Origin of the sequence: Streptomyces sp. NPDC091972, assembly GCF_044756385.1 — a bacterium.
In the GTDB taxonomy this organism is placed as follows: Bacteria; Actinomycetota; Actinomycetes; order Streptomycetales; family Streptomycetaceae; genus Streptomyces.
Map to the genome: position 1 here is coordinate 217,090 of NZ_JBIVSV010000002.1, position 19,988 is coordinate 237,077.

The 19,988-nt window shown below is 71.8% G+C and carries 20 protein-coding genes; 11 read left to right on the plus strand and 9 right to left on the minus strand.

Going from position 1 to position 19,988, the window contains the following annotated elements; translation table 11 throughout:
- Positions 1-69 precede the first annotated feature (69 nt).
- Positions 70-282 (minus strand): hypothetical protein, encoded by a 213-nt coding sequence (locus ACIQJT_RS06265; protein ID WP_365450689.1) that lies wholly within the window; start codon positions 280-282, stop codon positions 70-72.
- 141 nt (positions 283-423) lie between these two features.
- On the opposite strand from ACIQJT_RS06265, the gene ACIQJT_RS06270 reads away from it, so the two are divergent.
- The 4 genes from ACIQJT_RS06270 to bla all read left to right on the plus strand — a co-directional run bounded on the left by ACIQJT_RS06270 (position 424) and on the right by bla (position 3,952).
- Entirely contained in the window at positions 424-1,257 is an 834-nt protein-coding gene (locus ACIQJT_RS06270; protein ID WP_402640339.1) for a helix-turn-helix transcriptional regulator, read from the plus strand.
- Positions 1,239-1,433, plus strand: a complete 195-nt coding sequence (locus ACIQJT_RS06275; RefSeq protein ID WP_402640342.1) for a DUF397 domain-containing protein — start codon at positions 1,239-1,241, stop codon at positions 1,431-1,433. The genes ACIQJT_RS06270 and ACIQJT_RS06275 overlap by 19 nt, the downstream gene beginning before the upstream one ends.
- Before the next feature lie 73 nt (positions 1,434-1,506).
- Positions 1,507-3,006, plus strand: a complete 1,500-nt coding sequence (locus tag ACIQJT_RS06280) for an alpha/beta hydrolase (RefSeq protein ID WP_402640345.1) — start codon at positions 1,507-1,509, stop codon at positions 3,004-3,006.
- A gap of 58 nt (positions 3,007-3,064) precedes the next feature.
- Entirely contained in the window at positions 3,065-3,952 is an 888-nt protein-coding gene (bla, locus tag ACIQJT_RS06285) for a class A beta-lactamase (RefSeq protein ID WP_402641315.1), read from the plus strand.
- A 4-nt stretch (positions 3,953-3,956) separates the two neighbouring features.
- Here the strand turns inward: bla and ACIQJT_RS06290 are convergent, their stop codons facing one another.
- The gene (locus ACIQJT_RS06290; RefSeq protein ID WP_365450523.1) at positions 3,957-4,382 is read right to left on the minus strand and encodes a protein phosphatase; all 426 of its coding nucleotides are present in this window, start codon (positions 4,380-4,382) and stop codon (positions 3,957-3,959) included.
- Positions 4,383-4,463: 81 nt separating this feature from the next.
- On the opposite strand from ACIQJT_RS06290, the gene ACIQJT_RS06295 reads away from it, so the two are divergent.
- Together ACIQJT_RS06295 and ACIQJT_RS06300 are read left to right on the plus strand one after the other, a co-directional pair.
- Entirely contained in the window at positions 4,464-4,991 is a 528-nt protein-coding gene (locus tag ACIQJT_RS06295) for a SigE family RNA polymerase sigma factor (RefSeq protein ID WP_365450521.1), read from the plus strand.
- The gene (locus tag ACIQJT_RS06300) at positions 4,988-5,902 is read left to right on the plus strand and encodes a hypothetical protein (RefSeq protein ID WP_402640349.1); all 915 of its coding nucleotides are present in this window, start codon (positions 4,988-4,990) and stop codon (positions 5,900-5,902) included. The genes ACIQJT_RS06295 and ACIQJT_RS06300 overlap by 4 nt, the downstream gene beginning before the upstream one ends.
- Before the next feature lie 50 nt (positions 5,903-5,952).
- Here the strand turns inward: ACIQJT_RS06300 and ACIQJT_RS06305 are convergent, their stop codons facing one another.
- The 5 genes from ACIQJT_RS06305 to leuA form a co-directional block, all read right to left on the minus strand.
- Positions 5,953-6,618: a response regulator gene (locus tag ACIQJT_RS06305; RefSeq protein WP_402640352.1), complete on the minus strand. Its 666-nt coding sequence runs from the start codon at positions 6,616-6,618 to the stop codon at positions 5,953-5,955.
- Positions 6,615-7,907, minus strand: coding sequence for a sensor histidine kinase (locus ACIQJT_RS06310; RefSeq protein WP_402640354.1), 1,293 nt, complete (start codon positions 7,905-7,907; stop codon positions 6,615-6,617). Before ACIQJT_RS06310 ends, ACIQJT_RS06305 begins: the two co-directional genes overlap by 4 nt.
- Positions 7,904-9,979, minus strand: a complete 2,076-nt coding sequence (locus ACIQJT_RS06315; RefSeq protein ID WP_402640356.1) for an MMPL family transporter — start codon at positions 9,977-9,979, stop codon at positions 7,904-7,906. Before ACIQJT_RS06315 ends, ACIQJT_RS06310 begins: the two co-directional genes overlap by 4 nt.
- A 137-nt stretch (positions 9,980-10,116) precedes the next feature.
- On the minus strand, positions 10,117-10,812 hold the full coding sequence (locus ACIQJT_RS06320; protein WP_402640359.1) for a TerB family tellurite resistance protein: 696 nt from the start codon (positions 10,810-10,812) through the stop codon (positions 10,117-10,119).
- Positions 10,813-10,998: 186 nt separating this feature from the next.
- The gene (gene leuA, locus ACIQJT_RS06325; RefSeq protein ID WP_365450507.1) at positions 10,999-12,720 is read right to left on the minus strand and encodes a 2-isopropylmalate synthase; all 1,722 of its coding nucleotides are present in this window, start codon (positions 12,718-12,720) and stop codon (positions 10,999-11,001) included.
- Between the two features lie 302 nt (positions 12,721-13,022).
- Between leuA and ACIQJT_RS06330 the strand changes: the two genes are divergently transcribed.
- The 4 genes from ACIQJT_RS06330 to ACIQJT_RS06345 are packed head-to-tail and all read left to right on the plus strand — an operon-like array spanning position 13,023 to position 17,003.
- Complete coding sequence (locus tag ACIQJT_RS06330; RefSeq protein WP_402640361.1) at positions 13,023-14,093, plus strand: M4 family metallopeptidase; 1,071 nt, start codon at positions 13,023-13,025, stop codon at positions 14,091-14,093.
- 21 nt (positions 14,094-14,114) lie between these two features.
- Entirely contained in the window at positions 14,115-14,381 is a 267-nt protein-coding gene (locus tag ACIQJT_RS06335; protein ID WP_365450501.1) for a protealysin inhibitor emfourin, read from the plus strand.
- A 58-nt stretch (positions 14,382-14,439) separates the two neighbouring features.
- The gene (locus tag ACIQJT_RS06340; RefSeq protein ID WP_402640365.1) at positions 14,440-15,768 is read left to right on the plus strand and encodes a GH1 family beta-glucosidase; all 1,329 of its coding nucleotides are present in this window, start codon (positions 14,440-14,442) and stop codon (positions 15,766-15,768) included.
- Positions 15,765-17,003, plus strand: coding sequence for an MFS transporter (locus ACIQJT_RS06345; RefSeq protein ID WP_402640368.1), 1,239 nt, complete (start codon positions 15,765-15,767; stop codon positions 17,001-17,003). Before ACIQJT_RS06340 ends, ACIQJT_RS06345 begins: the two co-directional genes overlap by 4 nt.
- A gap of 53 nt (positions 17,004-17,056) precedes the next feature.
- Here the strand turns inward: ACIQJT_RS06345 and ACIQJT_RS06350 are convergent, their stop codons facing one another.
- The gene (locus ACIQJT_RS06350) at positions 17,057-17,911 is read right to left on the minus strand and encodes an NAD(P)-dependent oxidoreductase (protein ID WP_365450494.1); all 855 of its coding nucleotides are present in this window, start codon (positions 17,909-17,911) and stop codon (positions 17,057-17,059) included.
- Positions 17,912-18,029: 118 nt separating this feature from the next.
- Here ACIQJT_RS06350 and ACIQJT_RS06355 point away from each other — a divergent pair, with 118 nt between their 5' ends.
- Positions 18,030-18,884 carry a helix-turn-helix transcriptional regulator gene (locus tag ACIQJT_RS06355; RefSeq protein WP_365450491.1) on the plus strand — a complete coding sequence of 285 codons (855 nt, stop codon included), beginning with the start codon at positions 18,030-18,032 and terminating at the stop codon, positions 18,882-18,884.
- Here ACIQJT_RS06355 and era read toward each other — a convergent pair.
- Complete coding sequence (gene era, locus ACIQJT_RS06360) at positions 18,881-19,849, minus strand: GTPase Era (protein WP_365450489.1); 969 nt, start codon at positions 19,847-19,849, stop codon at positions 18,881-18,883. The genes ACIQJT_RS06355 and era overlap by 4 nt on opposite strands.
- Positions 19,850-19,988 lie beyond the last annotated feature (139 nt).

The following is a 19,988-nucleotide window of genomic DNA, read 5'->3' on the forward strand; positions in this document are numbered from 1 at the left end:
CCCTCTTCGCGGAACAGACTCATGAACCCATTCTCGCCTACCCGGGACCGTGCTCGCCGGTGTCCCCGACTACGGCCGGCCCTCCTCGGCGGACCGGTACCCACCGGTGATCTTCGGCCACTCCGCCGGGCCGGCCTCCCGGACCTCCTCCGGCGCCGCGTCCCACTCCCTGCCGCCGCCGTGGGGTCTGAGTTGGACGTACGGCCCCTCGTGCCCCATCACCACGCCGGACCTCCCGGTGCGGGTGTCCACGACGTACGAACCCACGGGCAATTTCGTCACCGATTCCCTCCAGACGCCGATTCCCTCGAACTCCCCGCCTTTTTCGGGTTTCACTCTTCCCGTCTCCACGGTGCTCTTCTTTCCCTACACTCGGCAGGAGTCTGTGCACTACAAGTGCGAAGCTGAACAAGGGGGTTGGCCATGGCCAATGGTTCACGGCAGGCGGCGTGGGAGTTCTTCGGCACGGAACTGCGGCGGCACCGGGAGGAGGTGGGGATGACCCAGGCGGAGCTGGGGTCACGCGTCTTCGTCTCGGGCGCTTACATCGGGCAGTTCGAGCAGGCTTTTCGAAAGCCGCAACTGGATATCTCGCAGCGGATCGACGAAGTTCTACAAACCGACGGTATTTTCGAGCGGTTGTGCAGGAAGCTCATCGACGACAAGCGGTATGCGGATTACTTCGCGCAGGTCGTGGAGTTCGAGCGCACGGCGACGAGGATCTGTGAGTTCGCGCCGACGGTGGTGCCCGGCCTGCTGCAAACGGCGGCTTATGCCGGAGCCGTGACGATCGCCGCGAACCCGTTTGTCACGGACGAGCATGTCGAGGAGAAGGTCGCCGCCCGCCTGGAACGGGCGCGCATCCTCAAGGACGCGACCAGGCCCGAGTATTGGGTGGTCCTGCACGAGAGCGTGCTGCGCATCCCGGTCGGCGGTCCGCAGTCCATGGCCGAGCAACTGGACTGCATCGCACAGCTGATGCGGGATCGCAAGGTGTGGCTGACAGTGGTGCCGTTCGCGGCCGGGGCCTACGCCTCGATCGCCGGGATGCTGCAACTCATGGAGTTCGACGACGCACCTCCCCTCGCCTATACAGAGACGGCGTTTTCGGGGACGCTCATCGACGATCCGGCCGTGGTGAAAAGGGCTCAGCGCGCCTACGATCTGCTCAGGGTCGCCGCGCTGTCGCCGGAGGCGTCCCTGGCCCTGGTCGAGTCGGCGGCGGAGGACTTCAGACAATGCGCGAGTACGACCTGAGCAACGCCCGCTGGCGCAAGAGCAGCTACAGCAACGGCGAGGGCGGTAGCTGCGTCGAGGTCACCGACGCGGTCCCCGGGGCCATGCCGGTCCGTGACTCCAAACTCGGCACCGACAGCCCCGTCCTCGTCTTCCCCGCCGACACCTGGACCCAGTTCCTCGGGCTGCTCAGGTAGGGGGGTAAACCCCCCTGCGGATCGGGCAGTTGACCGGATGGGGTGACGGCGGGCGATCCGCGAGGCTCCTCGCATGAAGCAGATGACGAAGAGCCTCGCCCTGATCGCCGCCGCCTCCGGCGCCGTCTTCGGTGTCCTGACCCCGCTGTCCGCGTCCGCCGACTCCGGCGCCCCGGCCCTGAAGTGGACCAAGTGCGAGGGCGGCGGCCTCGACCCGCGCCAGCAGTGCACGACCGTCGCCGTGCCCATGGACTACGCCGACCCGGACGGCCCGAGGATCGAGATCGCCGTCTCCCGTATCCGCAGCGAGAACCCGCACGCCCGGCGCGGTGCCCTGCTGCTCATCCCCGGCGGACCCGGCGGCGACAGCCTGAACGACCCGTCCGGGAAGGGGCAGAAGCTGCCCGAGAAGGTGCGGGACGCCTACGACCTGATCGGCTTCGCCCCGCGTGGGATGGCCCCCTCGACGGCCGTCGACTGCGGGCTCGAACACCGGGACCTGGCCCGTACCACCCTGCTGCCCTGGCCTTCCCCGGACGGCTCCGTCGACGCGGCCATGGCCGCGGGCAAGCGCATCTCCGAGGCCTGCGAGCGCAACGGCGGCGAGCTGATCCGGCACATCAGCACCCTCAACGAGGCCCGTGACCTCGACCGCGTGCGGGCCGCGCTCGGCGAGCGCAAGGTGTCCGCGTGGGGCGTGTCCTACGGCACCTACGTCGCCGACGCCTACCTCCAGTTGTTTCCCCGGCGCCTCGACCGTGTCGTCCTGGACAGCAACGACAACGCGGACCCCGTCCTCGGGGAGCGCGCCTGGCTCAACGCCTTCGAGCAGGGGGCCGAGGACAACTTCCCGGAGTTCGCCGCGTGGGCCTCCGCGCCCGGCAATCCCCGCCGCCTGGCCGACACGGCCGCCGAGGTGCGCCCGCTCTTCCTGCGCCTCGCCGCCCGCCTCGACCGCGAGCCGATCCCCTGGCCGGGCGCCAACCCCGAGGAGCTGAACGGCAACGTCCTGCGCCAGTCGATGCTCGACTCCTTCTACGACCCGGACGACTACCCGGCCCTCGCCGAACTGGTCCTCGCCGCCCGGAAGGGCACGGTGCCGCCCGCCCCGGCGGCCCCGCCCGAGGCCGTCGTGCAGAACTACACCGCGGTCGCCGCCGCCACCATCTGCAACGACGTCGACTGGCCGGCCGACCCGGAGGTGTACCGCGCGGGTGTGGCCGAGAGCCGCTCCCGGTTCCCGCTGACCGGGGGCATGCCGAGGAACGCGATGCCGTGCGCCGCCTGGCCGTGGGAGCCGAAGGAGGCGCCGGTGCACGTCACCGACCGCGGCCCGTCCAATGTCCTGATGGTGCAGAACGCACGGGACGTCGCCACCCCGCTCAGCGGCGCCCTCAAGCTGCGCGAGGCGCTCGGCCGGCGGGCCGTCATGGTCGTCAACGACTCCACCGGCCACGACGCCTACCTGGACAACGGCACCGCGTGCGGCGACGCGGCGGTCTCCCGCTTCCTGGCCACCGGCAAGCGCCCCGCCGAGGACCTCTACTGCCCCCGCGACGCAACCAAGGGATGAGCCACTGGCGTCGATCATCGAAGAGACCGGTAACCGTCACCGAGCGAAGGAGAGCACGATCCGCTCCGGAGAACTGTCCCGACGCACCCTGCTGGCCGCCGGCACGGCCGGCTTCCTGACCGCCTCGACCACCACGAGCGCGCACGCCGCCGAGGACGGCGTCACCGCCCGGCTCCGCGCCCTGGAGGAGCGCTACGGCGCCCGGCTCGGCGTCTTCGCCCACCGCCCCTCGACCGGGCGGTCCGTGCGGTACCGCGCCGACGAGCGCTTCCCGATGTGCTCGGTGTTCAAGGCCCTCGCCGCCGCGGCCGTCCTGCGCGACCTGGACCGGCACGGCGAGGTGCTGGCCCGCCGCATCCACTACACCGAGGACGACCTGGTGATCCCGGGCTCGGACCAGACGGCGGCCCATCTGGCGGAGGGCATGACGATCGCCGGGCTCGCCGAGGTGGCCATCACCCACAGCGACAACACGGCCGGCAACCTCCTGCTGCGCGAACTCGGCGGGCCCACCGCGATCACCCGCTTCGCCCGCTCGCTGGGCGACCGCGTGACCCGCCTCGACCGCTGGGAGCCCGAGCTCAACACCGCCGAGCCGTGGCGGCTCACGGACACGACGAGCCCGTACGCCGTCGGCCGCACCTACGGCCGGCTGGTCCTCGGCGACGCGCTGAACCGGCGGGACCGGGAGCTGCTCACGCACTGGCTGCTGCACAACACGACCAGCGTGAACCGCTTCCACGCGGGCCTGCCGAAGACATGGACGATCGCCGACAAGACCGGCAGCGGCTCCTACGGCACCGCCAACGACGTGGGCGTCGTGTGGACCGGCACCGGCGACCCGATCGTCCTGTCGGTGCTGTCGACCATGCCCGCGCCGGACGCCGTACGGGACGACGCCCTGGTCGCCGACGCGGCCGCGGTGGTCGCCGGCACCCTGGGCTGACCGGTCAGAAGCGGCGGACGTACCTCCGCTGCCAGGGGGTCTCCACCGCTCGCCGGTCGTAGTGCTCACGCACGTAGGCGACCGCCTCCGCCGGGGGCACGCCGTCCAGCACCGCCAGGCAGGCAAGGGCCGTTCCCGTGCGGCCCTTGCCTCCGCCGCACGCGATCTCCACCCGTTCGCCGGCGCACCGCCGCCAGACCTCGCCGAGCACCGCACGAGCCTCCGCCCGGTCCACGGGCAGCCGGAAGTCCGGCCAGCGCAACCAGCGGGACTCCCAGGGCACCTCGGGAGGCTTCCCGCCGAGCAGATAGACGCCGTACGCCGGTCGCGGCGCGGCCGGATCCAGCGGGTGCCGCAGACCGCGGCCCCGCACCAGGCGCCCGGACGGCAGTCGCAGGATGCCCGGCCCGTGTTCGTCCCACCCCTCCATGACCCCATTCGAACCCGTCGTCGACGAGCGGGCAACCGAATCCGCTCCCCCGGTGGTCTGGTGGGCGAGGGAGGGTGCCAGATGCAGGCCGAACTAGAGGACCGGTTCCAGGAATTCGTCAGAGCCAGGTGGTCGCACCTCGTGCGGACCGCCTATCTGCTCACCGGCGACGCCCATCACGCCGAGGACCTGACGCAGACCGCGCTGGCGAAGGCGTACCGCTCCTGGCGGCGGGTGTCCGGCAGCGACAACCCGGAGGCGTACGTCCGGCGGATGCTGGTCACCTGCAACAGCGACCGCTTCCGCAAGCGGCGCGTGCAGGAGTCGCTGACCGACGCGCCGCCGGAGCGGGCGGGCCGTGACGAGGCCGTGGCCCGGGTCGACGAACGCGGGGTGCTGATGGCCGCCCTGGCCCAACTGCCGCCCAGGCAGCGGGCCGTGGTCGTGATGCGCTACTGGGAGGACCTGTCGGAGGCGGAGGCCGCCGAGGTGCTCGGCTGCTCCCAGGGCACGGTCAAGAGCCAGGCGTCCAAGGGACTGGCGAAGTTGCGTACGTATCCGGGGCTCGCACAGGTCATGGACCGCGCCCCGCAGGGAGGCACGAGATGAGCGAGGAAGCGCAGCGGGACTTCGAGGAGCAGCTGCGGGAGCTGCTCGCCGAGGACGCCTACACCATCCGGCCCGCGCCGGTGCCGTACCCGCAGATCCGCCGCCGGGGCGTCGCCGAGCGGCGCCGGCGGGTGGTGGTGGCGGGCGCGGTCCTGGTGACGCTGGCCGCGGTGCCGGTGGGGGCGTTCGCGGTGGGCGGCGCGGGGACGGGGACGGCCGACACGGCGACGACCCCCACGGCGTCCGCCAGCGCCCGGCCGACCCCCACCCCCTCCCCCACGCCCACCGGGCCCGCGGGCCCGGCCACGGCGGGGCAGCTCCGGGACGGGATCACACGGGCACAGGCCGTCGACGGCCTGGACAAGTGCCTGGCGCTGCAACGGCGGAACATCGCCCAGGGCGCGCACGGTTCGGACCCCGGCGAGGCCGCCGACTACCGGATCATCCTGGCGCTGAAGAGCACCGGCGACAGCAACTCGCCCGGGGACGGCGTCTTCGTGGTCGCCGTGCAGGACAAGCCGCAGGAGATCCGGCTGATCTGCAACATCAAGGACGGCGAGGCCTCCGGCTACAACTTCAGCGGCGGCAGCGACCGGCAGCCGGACTCCCCGCCCGTGCTGGCCGACATCAACGCCAACAAGCTCTACCAGCAGTCCTTCATCGACAAGGGCAACTGGCGGCTGCCGTTCAGCTGGGGCTTCATCGGCACGGTCGAACCGAACGTGGCCGAGGTGACCGTCTCCTACGGCGGCGCCGACCGCGAGGCGGTCCTCGACCACGGCTGGTTCGTCGCCTCCGGCACCCTGACCACCCAGGTCACCAGGAACCCGCACGTCAAGGGCTACGACAAGGGCGGCAAGCTGATCTACGACTCCGACCAGGACACGACGTACCAGCAGGAGCTGCCGTAGCGGGACACCGGGTGCGGGGGCGCCGTACAGGGGTCGGCGCCCCCGCTCCTCTACGGCGTCCCCGGGGTCACCATGCCCGACTCGTAGGCGACGATGACCAGTTGGGCCCGGTCCCGCGCCCCCAGCTTGCCCATGATGCGGCTGACGTGGGTCTTCGCGGTGAGCGGGCTCAGGCCCAGCGCCTCGGCGATCTCGGTGTTGTTGAGGCCCCGCGCGACCAGGGCCAGCACCTCCCGCTCCCGGTCGGACAGGCACTCGGGGCCGCCGCCCGCCACCGGTACCGAGGGGCTGCGCAGGAACCGCTCGATCAGCCGTGCCGTGGGGCCCGGCGACAGCAGTGCCTCGCCGGCCGCCACCGTGCGGATGGCGTCGAGGAGTTCGGCGGGCCGGGTGTCCTTCACCAGGAAGCCGGAGGCGCCCGCGCGCAGCGCCTCGACGATGTTCTCGTCGCTGTCGTAGGTGGTCAGCACCAGCACCCGCACCCCGGCGAGGTCCTCGTCGGCCGCGATGAGCCGGGTCGCCTCGATGCCGTCGAGGTCGGGCATGCGGATGTCCATGACCACCAGGTCGGGGCGCACCGCGCGGGTCACCGCCACGGCCTCCCGCCCGCTGCCCGCCTCTCCCACGACCTCCATGTCCCGCGCCGACTCGACGAGCATGGCGAACGCGGCCCGCACCAGGGTCTGGTCGTCGGCGAGCAGCACGCGGATGGTCATACGGTCCCCTCCCCCACGGCGAGCGGCAGCGCCGCCGTCACCTCGAACCCGCCGTCCGGGCGTGGTCCGGCGTCGAGTGTGCCACCCACGCTGCGGGCCCGCTCGCGCATGCCGACCAGCCCGAAACCGGGAGTGCCGCCGGGGAGCGGGCCGGTGCCGTCGTCGGTCACCGTCACCCGCAGGGCGCCCGGTTCGTCGTACAGCCTGAGGCGTACGGCGGGTGCGGGGCCCGCGTGCCGGACCGCGTTGGTGAGCGCCTCCTGGACGATCCGGTAGGCGGCGGCGCCGACGGCGGGCGGCGGGTCGGTGCGCACCCGCAGGTCCTGTTCGACGCGGGCGCCCGCGAGCCGCGCCGCCGCGACGAGGTCGGGCAGTCCGTCCAGGCCGGGCAGCGGGCCGCGGGTGTCCTGGGGGCCGTGTTCGCGCAGCACCTCCAGGGTCGTACGGAGTTCGCCGCGTGCGGTGCGGCAGGTCTCGGCGATGTCGTCGAGGGCCTTGGCGACCGTCTCCCGGTCGAGGCGTTCGGGGTCGGCGGCCAGGACGTGCGCGGCCACGGAGGTCTGCACGCCGATGAGGGTGATGCTGTGCGCGAGCAGGTCGTGCAGGTCACGGGCGATGCGCAGGCGTTCCTCGGCGACCCGGCGGCGGGCCTCCTCCTCGCGGGTGCGTTCGGCGCGGACCGCGCGCTCGACGATGGAGGCGACGTACTGGCGGTAGTAGCGGACGTCGATGCCGCAGAAGAGGACGGCGATGATCCAGCCGGAGATCCGCAGCAGTTCGACGGCCTGGTGGGTGCTGACGGTGAGCATGACGCTCGTGGACAGGCCGACGACGGTGACGCCCGTCAGGACCGTCCGCAGGGGGCGGCCGGTGACGGCGACCGTGTAGAGGGCGACGTAGGCGACCGGGGTGGGGGCGAAATGGTTGTTGTCGAGGGCGTGGTAGGGCACGATCAGCGCGACCATCGCGGCCAGCACGAGCATCGGGCGGCGCCGCCGCCACACGATCGGCACGTGCGCGGCCAGCAGCAGCGTCCACCCGAGGGCGTCCGGGCGGCGGCCCTCGTCGCTCAACAGGCCGACGCACACGGCCACCGCCGCGAGCACGGCGGCGAGCAGGGCGTCGTTGCGGGTGCCGTGCGGGGCGGTCCGCGGGTCACGGTTGACCGCCGCCATGATCCGTTCGCCCAGCCGGGGTCTCGTGGTCTCCTGCACGGTGTCATCTTCCGGGACTTCGGGCCGGAAGGCGCCCTTCCAGGAGGGAAGGGCGCCCAGGAGCGACCTCGTCACACCGGTTCCGGCTGCCGCTCGGCCGGTACGGGCGGCTCGGGCGCCCGGGACAGCGCCCCCGGCCACCACACCTTGCGCCGCAGCGCCACGGCCGCGCTGGTGACCAGGTAGGTCCGCACCAGGAAGGTGTCCAGCAGCACGCCCACCGCGATCACGAAGCCCAGCTCGACGAGCTGGACCAGCGGCATGTTGGTCAGCACCGCGAAGGTGGCCGCGAGGACGAGTCCGGCGGAGGCGATGACGCCGCCCGTGGCCCGCAGCGAGGTGAGGGCGGCGGTGACCGGTTCGGCCCCGGCCAGGGACTCCTCCCGCATGCGGTGCATCAGGAAGATGCCGTAGTCGACGCCGAGGGCGACCAGGAACACGAAGGACAGCAGTCCGAGCCCGGGATCGGTGCCCTCGAAGCCGAACACCGGTCCGAAGAGCAGCCCGCCGATGCCGAGGGCGGCGGCCCACACGGCGACGACGGCGGCCACCAGGAGCAGCGGTGCGACCAGGGAGCGCAGCAGGGCGATGAGGATGAGCAGCACGGAGACGAGGACGATCGGCACGACGATCATCCGGTCGCGGCTGTTGGTGTCCTTCAGGTCGAGCTGCTGGGCGCTGGGCCCGCCCACGTAGGAGCCGTCGAGCTCGGCGCGCAGGGCCTTGATGGTCGCGGTCTCCCCGGCGGACTGGGGGGCGTGCCGGGCGATGACGGAGATCTCGGTCCAGCCGTCCCCGGTACGGCCCTCGCGGGCGCTGTCGACGCCCTCGGTGCCGCGGACCGCGGCGAGGGTCGCGTCGGCGCGGTCGGCCGGGGTCATGACGGTGATGGGCTGGGTGCTCCGCTCCGGATAGGCCTCGGCGAGCGTCCCCATGGCGGTGACCGCGTCGGGCTTGCTGGTGAAGGAGTCCTCCTGCTTGAGGCTGCCGGGCAGGTTCAGCACGCCGAGCGCGAGCGCCCCGAGCAGTGCGGCCCCGCCGACCAGCACGGTCAGGGGCCGCCGGCCGGCGGAGCTGCCCATGGCGGCGAACAGGGACCGGCGGACCTTGGGGGTGCTGCCGTAGCGGGGCACGAGGGGCCAGAACACCCGGCGGCCGAGCAGGACGAGGACCGCGGGCAGCAGCGTCAGCATCGCGACGAGCGCCACCAGCACGCCGACGGTGCCCAGCGGACCCATGCCGCGGCTGCTGTTGAGGTCGGCGGCGAGCAGGCACAGCAGGCCCGCGGCCACGGTCCCGGAGGAGGCGAGCACGGCGGGCCCGCAGCCCCGCAGCGCGGCCGCCATCGCGTCGTACGGCCGCTCGTTGCGCCGCAGCTCCTCCCGGTAGCGGGAGACGAGCAGCAGCGCGTAGTCGGTGCCGGCGCCGAAGACGAGGATCGTCATGATGCCGCCGCTCTGGCCGGTGACGGAGGTCCCGAAGCCCTGGTTGAGCCCGTAGGCGACGGCCCGCGCCAGGAACTCCGACATGCCCGCGACGCCGAGCGGCACCAGCCACAGCAGCGGACTGCGGTAGATGACGATCAGCAGCAGGGCGACCACCCCGGCGGTGGTGTAGAGCAGCGGCCCGCCGAGCGAGTTGTAGACCTCGGCGGCATCGGTGGCGAGGGCTCCCTCGCCGCCGACCTCGACGCCGAGGCCGTCCCCGCCGCGGGCGATGTCCCGCACGTCGTTGACGAGCCGGTCGCGGGCCTTCTCGTCGGTGCCCGGCTCGGTGCTGGCGATCGGGTACACCACGGTGGTCCCGTCCGCGGACGGGATGCCCCGCGGCTCGGCGGTCAGCGCGTGCTCGTCCGCGATCCGCCCGATCTGGTCGGCGGCGGTCGTCCGGTCGGCCGCGGTCAGCCCGCCGTCCCGGTGGTAGACGACGACCATCTGCGTGGCCTCGCCCCCGGGCAGCCGGTCCTGGATCCTCGCGACCTGCGTCGAGTCCGCGCTCGCCGGCAGATAGTCCACGGCCCGGTCCCGCTGCACGTCCGCGAGCTTCGACGCGAACGGCGACACCGCGGCCAGCACGACGATCCACAGCCCCAGCACGAGCCAGGGCACGGCACGCCGTCGCCGTGCGCTCATCTTTGCGGCCCCCATGGACGGGCCTCCCTCCGGTCGGACGTCTGGGTCGGTTCCAGACTTCCGGCGCGAGGGCCGCTGTTCGTCGGACGGGAGGGCGAGTTGCGGGTTACTGCCGCGGGTGTGCCGGGCCGCGGACTACTCCCCGGGGAGTATCAGGACGGGGTCCGGGCCGCCGCCAGCAGCCTGGTGACGTCGTCCGCGCAGATCGTCAGGGCCGCGCCCACCGTGGTCAGGGCGTCCCGCTCCGCCGGGGTGTACGGGCCGTCCGCGAGGGCGATCCGGGCCGCCTGGAGGAGGATCGACTCGCGGCCCGCCGGGGCGAGGTGGGGGGCGAGCGGGTCGAGGGCCTCGTGGAGCTCTATGGCGAGGCCGGCTCCGCAGGGGCGGTCGTGGACCCGGCCGGTGTCCTCGGCGAGGGCCTCGACCAGGGTTTCGAGCTGGTCCTCCGTGCAGTCGTCGAAGCCCGCCGCGCGCACGGCGGCGGCCGCGGTCTCCAGGGAGGTGCGCGAGCAGGTGCCGCCGGCCGCCAGGACCGCGAGGGCGACCGTGTGGACGGCGTCGCGGAGCATCGCCGAGAAGCGGGTCGTGGTGGGGTGGTCGAGGACGTCCGTGCCGAAGTGGCGCCGGCAGGCCGCGCACTCCACCACCGGGCCGGTGTCGCCGCGCGGCAGGACCGGAACGCCCAGGAAGACCACGCGCCGACGGCCGGTCAGACGCTGGAAGTTGCGGTCGCCCCCGCATCCGGGGCAGAAGAACTCGCCGTCGCCGACGGTGGTCCAGGCGACGCGGGTGCCCAGGAGGCGCGCAGGCCCGGCAGCACGGCTGTTTCGTCCCCGTCCTGGCAGCACGTCGCACCTCCACGTGACTGCGCGGCAACATCGCCGCGCTTGCGTGATGTTAGCCACATCAGCGAGCCGGAGTCAGCACCCCCGACGAGACCTGCTCGTGACCTCCACGTACCGATGGCCGATAAACGACGGGGCCTTGATCGCCGTATACAGCGACCAAGGCCCCGAAACCGCCGGTCAGGGGGATTATCGAGCGGCTCGGTTGACGGCCGAGACGACCGCCTTCAGCGACGCACGCGTCGTGTTCGCGTCGATGCCGATTCCCCACAGGACCTTGCCGTCGATCGCGCACTCGATGTAGGAGGCGGCCTGCGCGGAGGCGCCCTCGCTCATCGTGTGCTCCTGGTAGTCCAGCAGCCGGGCGTCGATGCCCACCTTCGCCAGCGCGTCGAAGAAGGCGGAGATCGGGCCGTTGCCGGAGCCGGTCAGGACGGTGTCGACGCCGTCGACCGTGGCCTCCACCTTCAGCGTGTCCACGCCGTCGGTGTCGGTCGTCGACTGGCCGTTCTTGACCTGGATGCGGCCCCACGGGTTCTCGGGGTTCGGCAGGTACTCGTCCTGGAAGACCGCCCAGATGTCCGAGCCGGTGACCTCGCCGCCCTCGGCGTCCGTCTTGGCCTGGATGAGCTTGGAGAACTCGATCTGCATCCGGCGCGGCAGGTCCAGCTTGTGGTCGTTCTTCAGGACGTACGCGACACCGCCCTTGCCGGACTGGGAGTTGACGCGGATGACGGCCTCGTAGGAGCGGCCCACGTCCTTGGGGTCGATCGGCAGGTACGGGACCGCCCACTCGATGTCGTCGACCGTGACGCCCTTGGCGGCCGCGTCGGCCTCCATCGCGTCGAAGCCCTTCTTGATGGCGTCCTGGTGGGAGCCGGAGAAGGACGTGTAGACCAGGTCGCCCACGTACGGGTGGCGCGGGTGGACCTCCATCTGGTTGCAGTACTCCCACGTACGACGGATCTCGTCGATGTCGGAGAAGTCGATCTGCGGGTCGACGCCCTGCGAGAACAGGTTCATGCCCAGGGTGACCAGGTCGACGTTGCCGGTGCGCTCGCCCTGCCCGAACAGACAGCCCTCGACGCGGTCGGCGCCGGCCATCAGCGCCAGCTCGGCGGCGGCGACGGCGGTGCCGCGGTCGTTGTGCGGGTGGACCGAGATGCACACGTACTCGCGGCGGGAGAGGTTGCGGTGCATCCACTCGAAGCGGTCCGCGTGCGTGGAGGGGGTCGAACGCTCCACCGTGGCGGGCAGGTTGAGGATGATCTCGCGGTCCGGACCCGGCTGGTAGACGTCCATCACCGCCTCGCAGACCTCCAGCGCGAAGTCCAGCTCGGTGTCGGTGAAGATCTCCGGGCTGTACTGGTAGCCGAACTCGGTCTCGGGGCCCAGCAGCTTCTCCGCGTACTCCATGACCAGGCGGGTGCCGTCGACGGCGATCTGCTTGATGTCGTCCTTGGAGCCGCGGAACACCACGCGGCGGAAGACGGGCGCGGTGGCGTTGTACAGGTGGACGGTGGCCCGCTTGGCGCCCTTCAGCGACTCGACGGTCCGCTCGATCAGGTCCTCGCGGGCCTGGGTCAGTACGGAGATCGTCACGTCGTCCGGGATCGCGCCCGGCTCCTCGATGATCGACCGCACGAAGTCGAAGTCCGTCTGGCCGGACGCCGGGAAACCGACCTCGATCTCCTTGTAGCCCATCTTGACCAGCTGATCGAACATCCGGCGCTTGCGCTCGGGCGACATCGGGTCGATCAGGGCCTGGTTGCCGTCACGCAGGTCGGTGGAGAGCCAGCGGGGGGCGACGGTGATCCGCTTGTCCGGCCAGGTGCGGTCCGGGATGTCGACCTGCTCGTACCGGCCGTACTTGTGGATCGGCATGGAACTGGGCTGCTGGCGGTTCGCCATGATTGCGGGGCTCCTCAGGATGTCCGGAAAGGACGGCCGACACGCAACGCGAAGCTCCGCGGGGAGGGAGTCGACCTGGACTACAGGCCCTCGCCGCGGCAGCTAAGAAGAAGCAGCCCGAAACGCATGATGCGAGCCACTCTAGCCGAGCCGATCCGGATGGGCGGTTCCGTATCAGTATGCGGGACCGACAGCCACCTGGTAGCACAGAGCTACCGGCCATGGGCCTCCGTATCCCTACATTTCACCAATCATGGTTGCAGCTGGTGACAAGCGCGTAACGCAGTGCCAGGGTGCCCGACATGACGACAAACGGGGGCTTCCAGCCCGTCTTCTGCACGGTCGTACCACCCCACGTCCTCGACAAGCTGGCCCGCAACGAGGACCCCGCCCTGTCCGGCCCCGCCCGGCGCACCCTGGTCCGCGACAGCGAGCTGCGCGGCAAACGACGGGTGACCACCGAGTTCTCCCTCGCCCCGGCGCCGCCGGCGAAGGCGCCGTCGGACCAGCCGCTGCGCACGGTCTACGACGCCGGGCACCGGAGCGACCTGCCCGGCACCAAGGTCCGCGCCGAGGGCTCCGAGCCCGGCCGGGACGCCACCGTCAACCGCGCCTACGCCGGTCTCGGCGCCACCTTCGACCTCTATCTGAGGGCCTACGCGCGCCACTCGATCGACGGCGACGGCCTCCCGCTCGACGCCACCGTCCACTTCGACGAGGGCTACAACAACGCCTTCTGGAACGGCGAGCAGATGGTGTTCGGCGACGGCGACGGCGAGATCTTCCTCGACTTCACCATCCCGATCGACGTCATCGGCCACGAACTCACCCACGGCGTCACGCAGTACACGGCGAACCTCACCTACTACGGCCAGCCGGGCGCCCTCAACGAGTCGATGTCCGACGTCTTCGGCTCGCTCATCAAGCAGTACACGCTCGGCCAGACCGCCGCCGAGGCCGACTGGCTGATCGGCGCGGGCCTGCTCGCGCCCAGCGTCTCCGGCAAGGCGCTGCGCTCGATGAAGGAGCCCGGCAGCGCCTACGACGACGACGTGCTCGGCAAGGACCCGCAGCCGGCGACCATGGACGGCTACGTCCGCACCGGCCGTGACAACGGCGGTGTGCACATCAACTCCGGCATCCCCAACCACGCGTTCTACCTGGCCGCGACCGCCCTGGGCGGCCACGCCTGGGAGCGCGCGGGCCAGATCTGGTACGACGTGCTGACCGGCGGCGAGCTGAGCGAGCGTGCCCTGTTCAACGACTTCGCGGGGCTCACCGTCAAGGCGGCCCGCGAGCGCTTCGGCGACGGCGGCGAGGAGTTCCAGGCCGTGTCGAAGGCCTGGGAGCAGGTGGGGGTGCGGATCCTGTGAGTCCGTACTAGACAGGGACCCATGCGTATTCAGGTGAGGCGCACGGGCGGGTTCGCGGGCATCGAGCGGCACAAGGAGGTCGACACCTCCGGGCGGCCCGATGCCCACGCGTGGCGGGCCCTGGCCGAGAAGGCGGTCGCCGCCGGCCGGGGCACCCCGCCGATCGGGGTCCCGGACGGTTTCAGCTACGAGATCACCGTGGACGGCCGGACGGTCTACGCGGCCGATCCCCGGCTGACGGAGGAGCAGCGCGAGCTGATCTCGAAGGTACTCAAAGAGGGCGCGTAACTCCTCGTTCCCGCCTGCCCGTTGACTTCCCTACCCGCCGGTACGGATGATCCGGCGCATGGCGACTGAAGAGCATCCGATCCCGCGGTTCCCGGCCGGCTTCCACTGGGGCGTCTCGACCTCGGCCCATCAGATCGAGGGCGCGTCGGACCAGCGCGAGCGGTCCGTGTGGGACACCTTCACGACCGAGCCGGGGCGGGTGAAGGACGGCTCCACGGCCGAGGTGGCCTGCGACCACGTCCACCGCTACCGCGAGGACGTGGCCCTGCTGGCCGGCCTGGGCGTGGACGCGTACCGCTTCTCGGTCTCCTGGCCCCGGGTCCTCTTCGACCAGGGCAAGGGCCTCGACTTCTACGACCGTCTCGTGGACGAACTGGTCGCGGCGGGCGTCCGTCCGGTCCCGACCCTCTTCCACTGGGACCTGCCGGTGGCACACCAGGAGAAGGGCGGCTGGCTGGAGCGGGACACCGCCTCCCGGTTCGCCGAGCACGCCGGGCTGGTCGCCGGCCGGCTCGGCGACCGCGTCGAGAAGTGGATCACCCTCAACGAGCCCGCCGAGCACACCCTGTTCGGTCACGCGCTCGGCGCCCACGCGCCCGGCGAGCAGCTCATGTTCGACGCGCTGCCCGCCGCCCACCACCAGCTCCTGGGCCACGGGCTGGCCGTACAGGCCCTGCGCGCGGCCGGTGCCACGGACATCGGGATCGCCAACTCCCACGGCCCGACCTGGCCGGCCTCCCAGGAGCAACCGGACCTGGAGGCGGCCGACTTCTACGACCTGCTCCTGAACCGGCTGTTCGCCGACCCCCTGCTGCTGGGCGAGTACCCCTCGGGGCTGGGCGACCTGATGCCGGGCGACGTGGCCGCCGACCTCGAGGTCATCTCCGAGCCGCTCGACTTCTACGGCGTCAACTACTACGCCCCGACCCGCGTGGGCGCCCCGCAGGGCGCGGACATCGAGTTCGGCGGCCTCACCATCCCCGCCGAACTCCCCTTCTCCGTGCGGGAGATCGAGAACGTCCCGGTGACGGACTTCGGCTGGCCGGTGGTCCCGGAGGCCCTGACCGAACTCCTCACCGGCATGCACGAACGCTACGGCGACCGGCTCCCGCCCGTCGTCATCACCGAGAACGGCTGCTCCTACGAGGGCATCGACGACCAGGACCGGATCGCCTACCTGGACGGCCACGTCCGCGCCCTGCACCGCGCGGTCGAGGCGGGCGTGGACGTGCGCGGGTACTTCGTGTGGTCGCTGATGGACAACTTCGAGTGGGCGGAGGGGTACGCCCGCAGGTTCGGGCTGGTGCACGTCGACTTCGAGACGCTCACGAGGACCCCGAAGGCGTCGTACGCCTGGTACCGGGAGCTGCTCAGGGCCCAGAGGTGAGCACGGCTCCGGCCGAACCCGTCGACCGGGTCGGCAGGGGCTGGACGGCGTCCCTGTCGCTCGCCAACGTGGCGATCTGGGTGGGCTGGTACGGCCCGCTCCAGATCCTGCTGGCCCGGCAGGCGGAGGACTTCGCGCCCGGCACCGGCATGTCCAAGGAGACCCTGCTGGCCTGGGTGACCGGGGTGGGCGCGGTGGTGTCCCTGGCGGCGAACCCGTTCTTCGGCGCGCTCTCGGACCGCACCACGGCCCGCTGGGGCCGCCGCAGCCCGTGGATCGTGGCGGGTGCGGCGGGCGGCGCCCTGTCGCTGCTGGTGCTCGCGGGCGCGGACGGCCTGTGGCTCATGACGCTCGGCTGGTGCCTGGTCCAGCTCACCCTGAACGCGGCCTTCGCGGCGGTCACGGCGGCCGTCCCGGACCGGGTGCCCCGGCTCCAGCGGGGCACGGTGGGCGGCTGGATCGGGGCGGCGCAGATCCTCGGCGCGGTCGTCGGGACGGGACTTGTGACCGCGGCGGGCGGGATCACGGCGGGCTATGCGGCGTGCGCGGTGTTCACGCTGGCGGGCGTCCTGCCGTACGTGCTCCGCCACCGGGACCTCCGGCTGGGGCCCGCGGACCGGCCCGCCTGGTCCTGGCGGTCGTTCGCGCGCGGCTTCTGGCTCAGTCCGCGCCGCCACCCGGACTTCGCGTGGGCCTGGCTGACCCGCTTCCTGATCAACCTCAGCAACGCGCTGGTGATCCTCTACCTCCTCTACTACCTGCGCGACCGCCTGCACCACGAGGACCCCGAACAGGGGGTCCTGATCCTCACCGCTGTGGACAGCGTGGCCCTGCTGGCCACGGTGGTGGTGGGCGGCATCCGGTCCGACCGCGTGGGCCGGCGCAAGCCGTTCGTGCGCTGGTCGGGCGTGCTGATGGCGGTGGCCACGGCCCTGCTCGCCGGGTGGCAGACCTGGCCGGGCGCGATCGTCGTGGCGGCCCTGCTGGGGGTCGGGCTCGGGGTGTTCATGTCGGTCGACTTCGCGTTGATGACGGACGTCCTGCCCAGCGCGACGGACCGGGGCAAGGACCTGGGCGTCGTCAACATCGCCAACGCCCTCCCCCAGGTGGCCGCCCCCGCCCTGGCGGCACCGATCGTCACGCACCTGGGGGGATACCGGGTGCTGTACGGCGTGGCGGCGGCGCTGGGCTTGGCGGGAGCGGTCCTGGTGGGCCGCATAAGAAGCGTCGAGTAGACCTGCTCAGGGGCGCCGGGGAACTGCGCGACAAGCCACGACGGACCCGCAGCTCACAACGCTCCCGCCTCCCGCGCCGCGTAAACAGACGGATAAACCGGCCGATACCCCAGCTCCCTGCGAATCCGCTCCGTGGACATGATCACCAGCCACGGATCCGGGTCGACCCGCTCGTACAACTCCTCCGGGATCTCGGCCCCGTTGAGCTGGTGCAACTCCACCGCCGTCACCGGGGCGTCGTCGGCGATGTTGTAGACCCGCCCCGAGATCCCCGGCGCGTACAGGATCCGCAGCAGCCCCTGGGCCACATCCGCGTGGTGACCCATGTGCAGCCGCTGGGTCGACGCCCAGTTCTTCGCCCACATCAGTGACTGCGCGAGATGCGGATCGCCTTCGCCGTACACGAAGGGAAGCCGCCCGACCCGCACATCGAGCCCTTCCAGCGCGAGCAACTGCCGCTCGGCCTCCGCCTTCGACTCCGGGTAGGCACCCCACATGCCCCCGCCCGGCCGGGACTCGTCGTCCTCGGTCACCGGTCGCCCCCGCCCGGTGCCGTACACAAGGCCGGTGCTGACCTGCACGAACCTTTGGACCCCGGAGGCCGCCGCGGCACGGCCCAGCTCCACGGCCGCGTCCCGGTTGACGGCCCGCGCCTCCTCGTCCGGCACTCCCCTGAAGGCCGCGGCCACGTTCACGACCGCGTCCGCCCCGGCGACGGCCTTGCCGAGCGCCTCGGTGTCCCGCAGATCCCCCACGACGACCTCGGCACCGAGCTCCGCGAAGGTCTCGCCGCGCGAGGCGTCCCGTACCAGGACCCGCACCCGCTCGCCCGGCCGGGACTGCGCCAGCAGCCTCGGCACGAAGCGCCGGCCGACCTGTCCCGTCACACCTGTCACCAACGTCAGCATGTCCTGCTCCTCTCGTCCCGTTCAGCGTGGGACGGCCGAGCGGACCCCGGGAGAGACCTCTTGATCAGGGGATCGACAGTCCCTGGATAAGCCGGACGGGGTGCCGCACGCTGGAGGGGTGAACCGAGCCGAACTCGCCGACTTCCTGCGCCGCGGCCGCGCCCGGCTGAACCCGTCCGACGTGGGCCTGACACCGGGCGCCCGGCGCCGCACGCCCGGGCTGCGCCGCGAGGAGGTGGCCCAGCTCGCGGGGATGTCGGTGGACTACTACACGCGCCTGGAACAGTCCCGGGGCCCGCGGCCGTCCCGTCAGATGCTGACGGCGCTGGCCCGTGCGCTGCGCCTGACGGACGTGGAGCAGGACCATCTGTTCCACCTGGTGGGCGAGGAGCCCCCGCGCCGCGAGACGGCGTCGGCGCACGTCCGCCCGGGGCTGCTGCTGATCCTGGACCGGCTGCACGACACCCCGGCGCAGGTGGTCAACGACCACGGCGAGGTGCTGGCGCAGAACGCGATGGCGAAGGCGCTGGTCGGCGACGCGATGTCGCGTCCGCGGCGGGAGCGCAACCTGACCCGCCGCTTCTTCCTCGACCCGAGCGCGCGCGAGCTCTTCCCCGAGGAGGACCTCGCGGACCACGCGCGCACCCAGGTGGCCACCCTGCGCGCGGTGACCGCGGCCCGCCCCGACGACCCGGCACCGAACGCCCTGGTCGCCGAACTACGGGCGGCCAGCGAGGAGTTCGCGCGCCTGTGGGACGAACACGAGGTGACCCAGCGCGACAAGGCGACGAAACGCTTCGTGCACCCCGTGGTGGGCCTGCTGGAACTCGACTGCGAGGTCATGGTCAGCCACGAGCACCACCACCTCCTGGTCGTGCACACGGCCCGCCCGGGGACGGAGGCGTACGAACGCCTGCAACTCCTGCGGGTCGTCGGACTGCAGGACCTGTCCCCGCAGCAGACGGCCCCCTAGAACCCCAGCTTCCGCAGCTGCCGGGGATCCCTCTGCCAGTCCTTCGCCACCTTCACGTGCAGGTCCAGGAAGACCGGTGTGCCCAGGAGCGCCTCGATCTGCTTGCGGCTCTTGATGCCGACCTCCTTCAGGCGCTTGCCCTTGGGGCCGATGATGATGCCCTTCTGGCTGGGGCGCTCGATGTAGACGAAGGCGTGGATGTCGAGGAGGGGCTTGTCGGCGGGGCGGTCCTCGCGGGGCAGCATCTCCTCGACGACCACCGCGATGGAGTGCGGAAGTTCGTCGCGGACGCCTTCGAGGGCGGCCTCGCGGATCAGCTCGGCGATCATGACCTGCTCGGGCTCGTCCGTGAGATCGCCCTCGGGATAGAGCGGCGGCCCCTCCGGGAGCATCGGGATCAGCAGGTCCGCCAGCAGGTCCACCTGCTTGTTCGCGGTCGCCGACACCGGGACGATCTCCGCCCACTCGATGCCCAGCTCCTTGCCGAGCTGGTCGACGGCGATCAACTGCTCCGCCAGCGTCTTGGAGTCGACCAGGTCCGTCTTCGTGATGATCGCGACCTTCGGGGACTTCTTGATCCCCGCGAGCTCCTTGGCGATGAACCGGTCACCGGGGCCGAGCTTCTCGTTCGCCGGGAGGCAGAACCCGATCACGTCGACCTCGGCCCAGGTGGTGCGCACCACGTCGTTCAGCCGCTCTCCCAGCAGCGTGCGCGGCTTGTGGAGGCCGGGGGTGTCGACCAGGATGAGCTGGGCGTCCTCCCGGTGCACGATCCCCCGCACCGTGTGCCGCGTGGTCTGCGGCTGGTTCGCGGTGATCGCCACCTTCTGGCCGACCAGAGCGTTCGTGAGGGTGGACTTGCCCGCGTTGGGGCGGCCCACGAAGCAGGCGAAGCCGGCGCGGTGGGGGGCCTGCGACGACGCCGGCGGCTCGGATGACTGACTGCGAACGCTCATGCGCCCCATTCTCCCTGATCCACGGAGCCCCGCCGCACAGGCGCCCGAGTGCCCGCGTTCCGGTGAGCTCCCAGAAACCTCCACGCAACGAAACATCGCGGAAACACCGGCGTACTCGGCCGGAAACGCGGGCCGGTGACCCTCTGAC

Bases quoted from the DNA above. Each gene is read 5' to 3' on its own strand.
- ACIQJT_RS06275 (WP_402640342.1), top strand. From the start codon at position 1,239: ATGCGCGAGTACGACCTGAGCAACGCCCGCTGGCGCAAGAGCAGCTAC.
- ACIQJT_RS06350 (WP_365450494.1), bottom strand. From the start codon at position 17,911: ATGCTGACGTTGGTGACAGGTGTGACGGGACAGGTCGGCCGGCGCTTC.
- era (WP_365450489.1), bottom strand. From the start codon at position 19,849: ATGGGGCGCATGAGCGTTCGCAGTCAGTCATCCGAGCCGCCGGCGTCG.
- ACIQJT_RS06270 (WP_402640339.1), top strand. From the start codon at position 424: ATGGCCAATGGTTCACGGCAGGCGGCGTGGGAGTTCTTCGGCACGGAA.
- ACIQJT_RS06290 (WP_365450523.1), bottom strand. From the start codon at position 4,382: ATGGAGGGGTGGGACGAACACGGGCCGGGCATCCTGCGACTGCCGTCC.
- ACIQJT_RS06315 (WP_402640356.1), bottom strand. From the start codon at position 9,979: ATGGGGGCCGCAAAGATGAGCGCACGGCGACGGCGTGCCGTGCCCTGG.
- ACIQJT_RS06305 (WP_402640352.1), bottom strand. From the start codon at position 6,618: ATGACCATCCGCGTGCTGCTCGCCGACGACCAGACCCTGGTGCGGGCC.
- ACIQJT_RS06280 (WP_402640345.1), top strand. From the start codon at position 1,507: ATGAAGCAGATGACGAAGAGCCTCGCCCTGATCGCCGCCGCCTCCGGC.
- ACIQJT_RS06295 (WP_365450521.1), top strand. From the start codon at position 4,464: ATGCAGGCCGAACTAGAGGACCGGTTCCAGGAATTCGTCAGAGCCAGG.
- ACIQJT_RS06340 (WP_402640365.1), top strand. From the start codon at position 14,440: ATGGCGACTGAAGAGCATCCGATCCCGCGGTTCCCGGCCGGCTTCCAC.
- ACIQJT_RS06300 (WP_402640349.1), top strand. From the start codon at position 4,988: ATGAGCGAGGAAGCGCAGCGGGACTTCGAGGAGCAGCTGCGGGAGCTG.
- ACIQJT_RS06330 (WP_402640361.1), top strand. From the start codon at position 13,023: ATGACGACAAACGGGGGCTTCCAGCCCGTCTTCTGCACGGTCGTACCA.
- leuA (WP_365450507.1), bottom strand. From the start codon at position 12,720: ATGGCGAACCGCCAGCAGCCCAGTTCCATGCCGATCCACAAGTACGGC.
- ACIQJT_RS06335 (WP_365450501.1), top strand. From the start codon at position 14,115: ATGCGTATTCAGGTGAGGCGCACGGGCGGGTTCGCGGGCATCGAGCGG.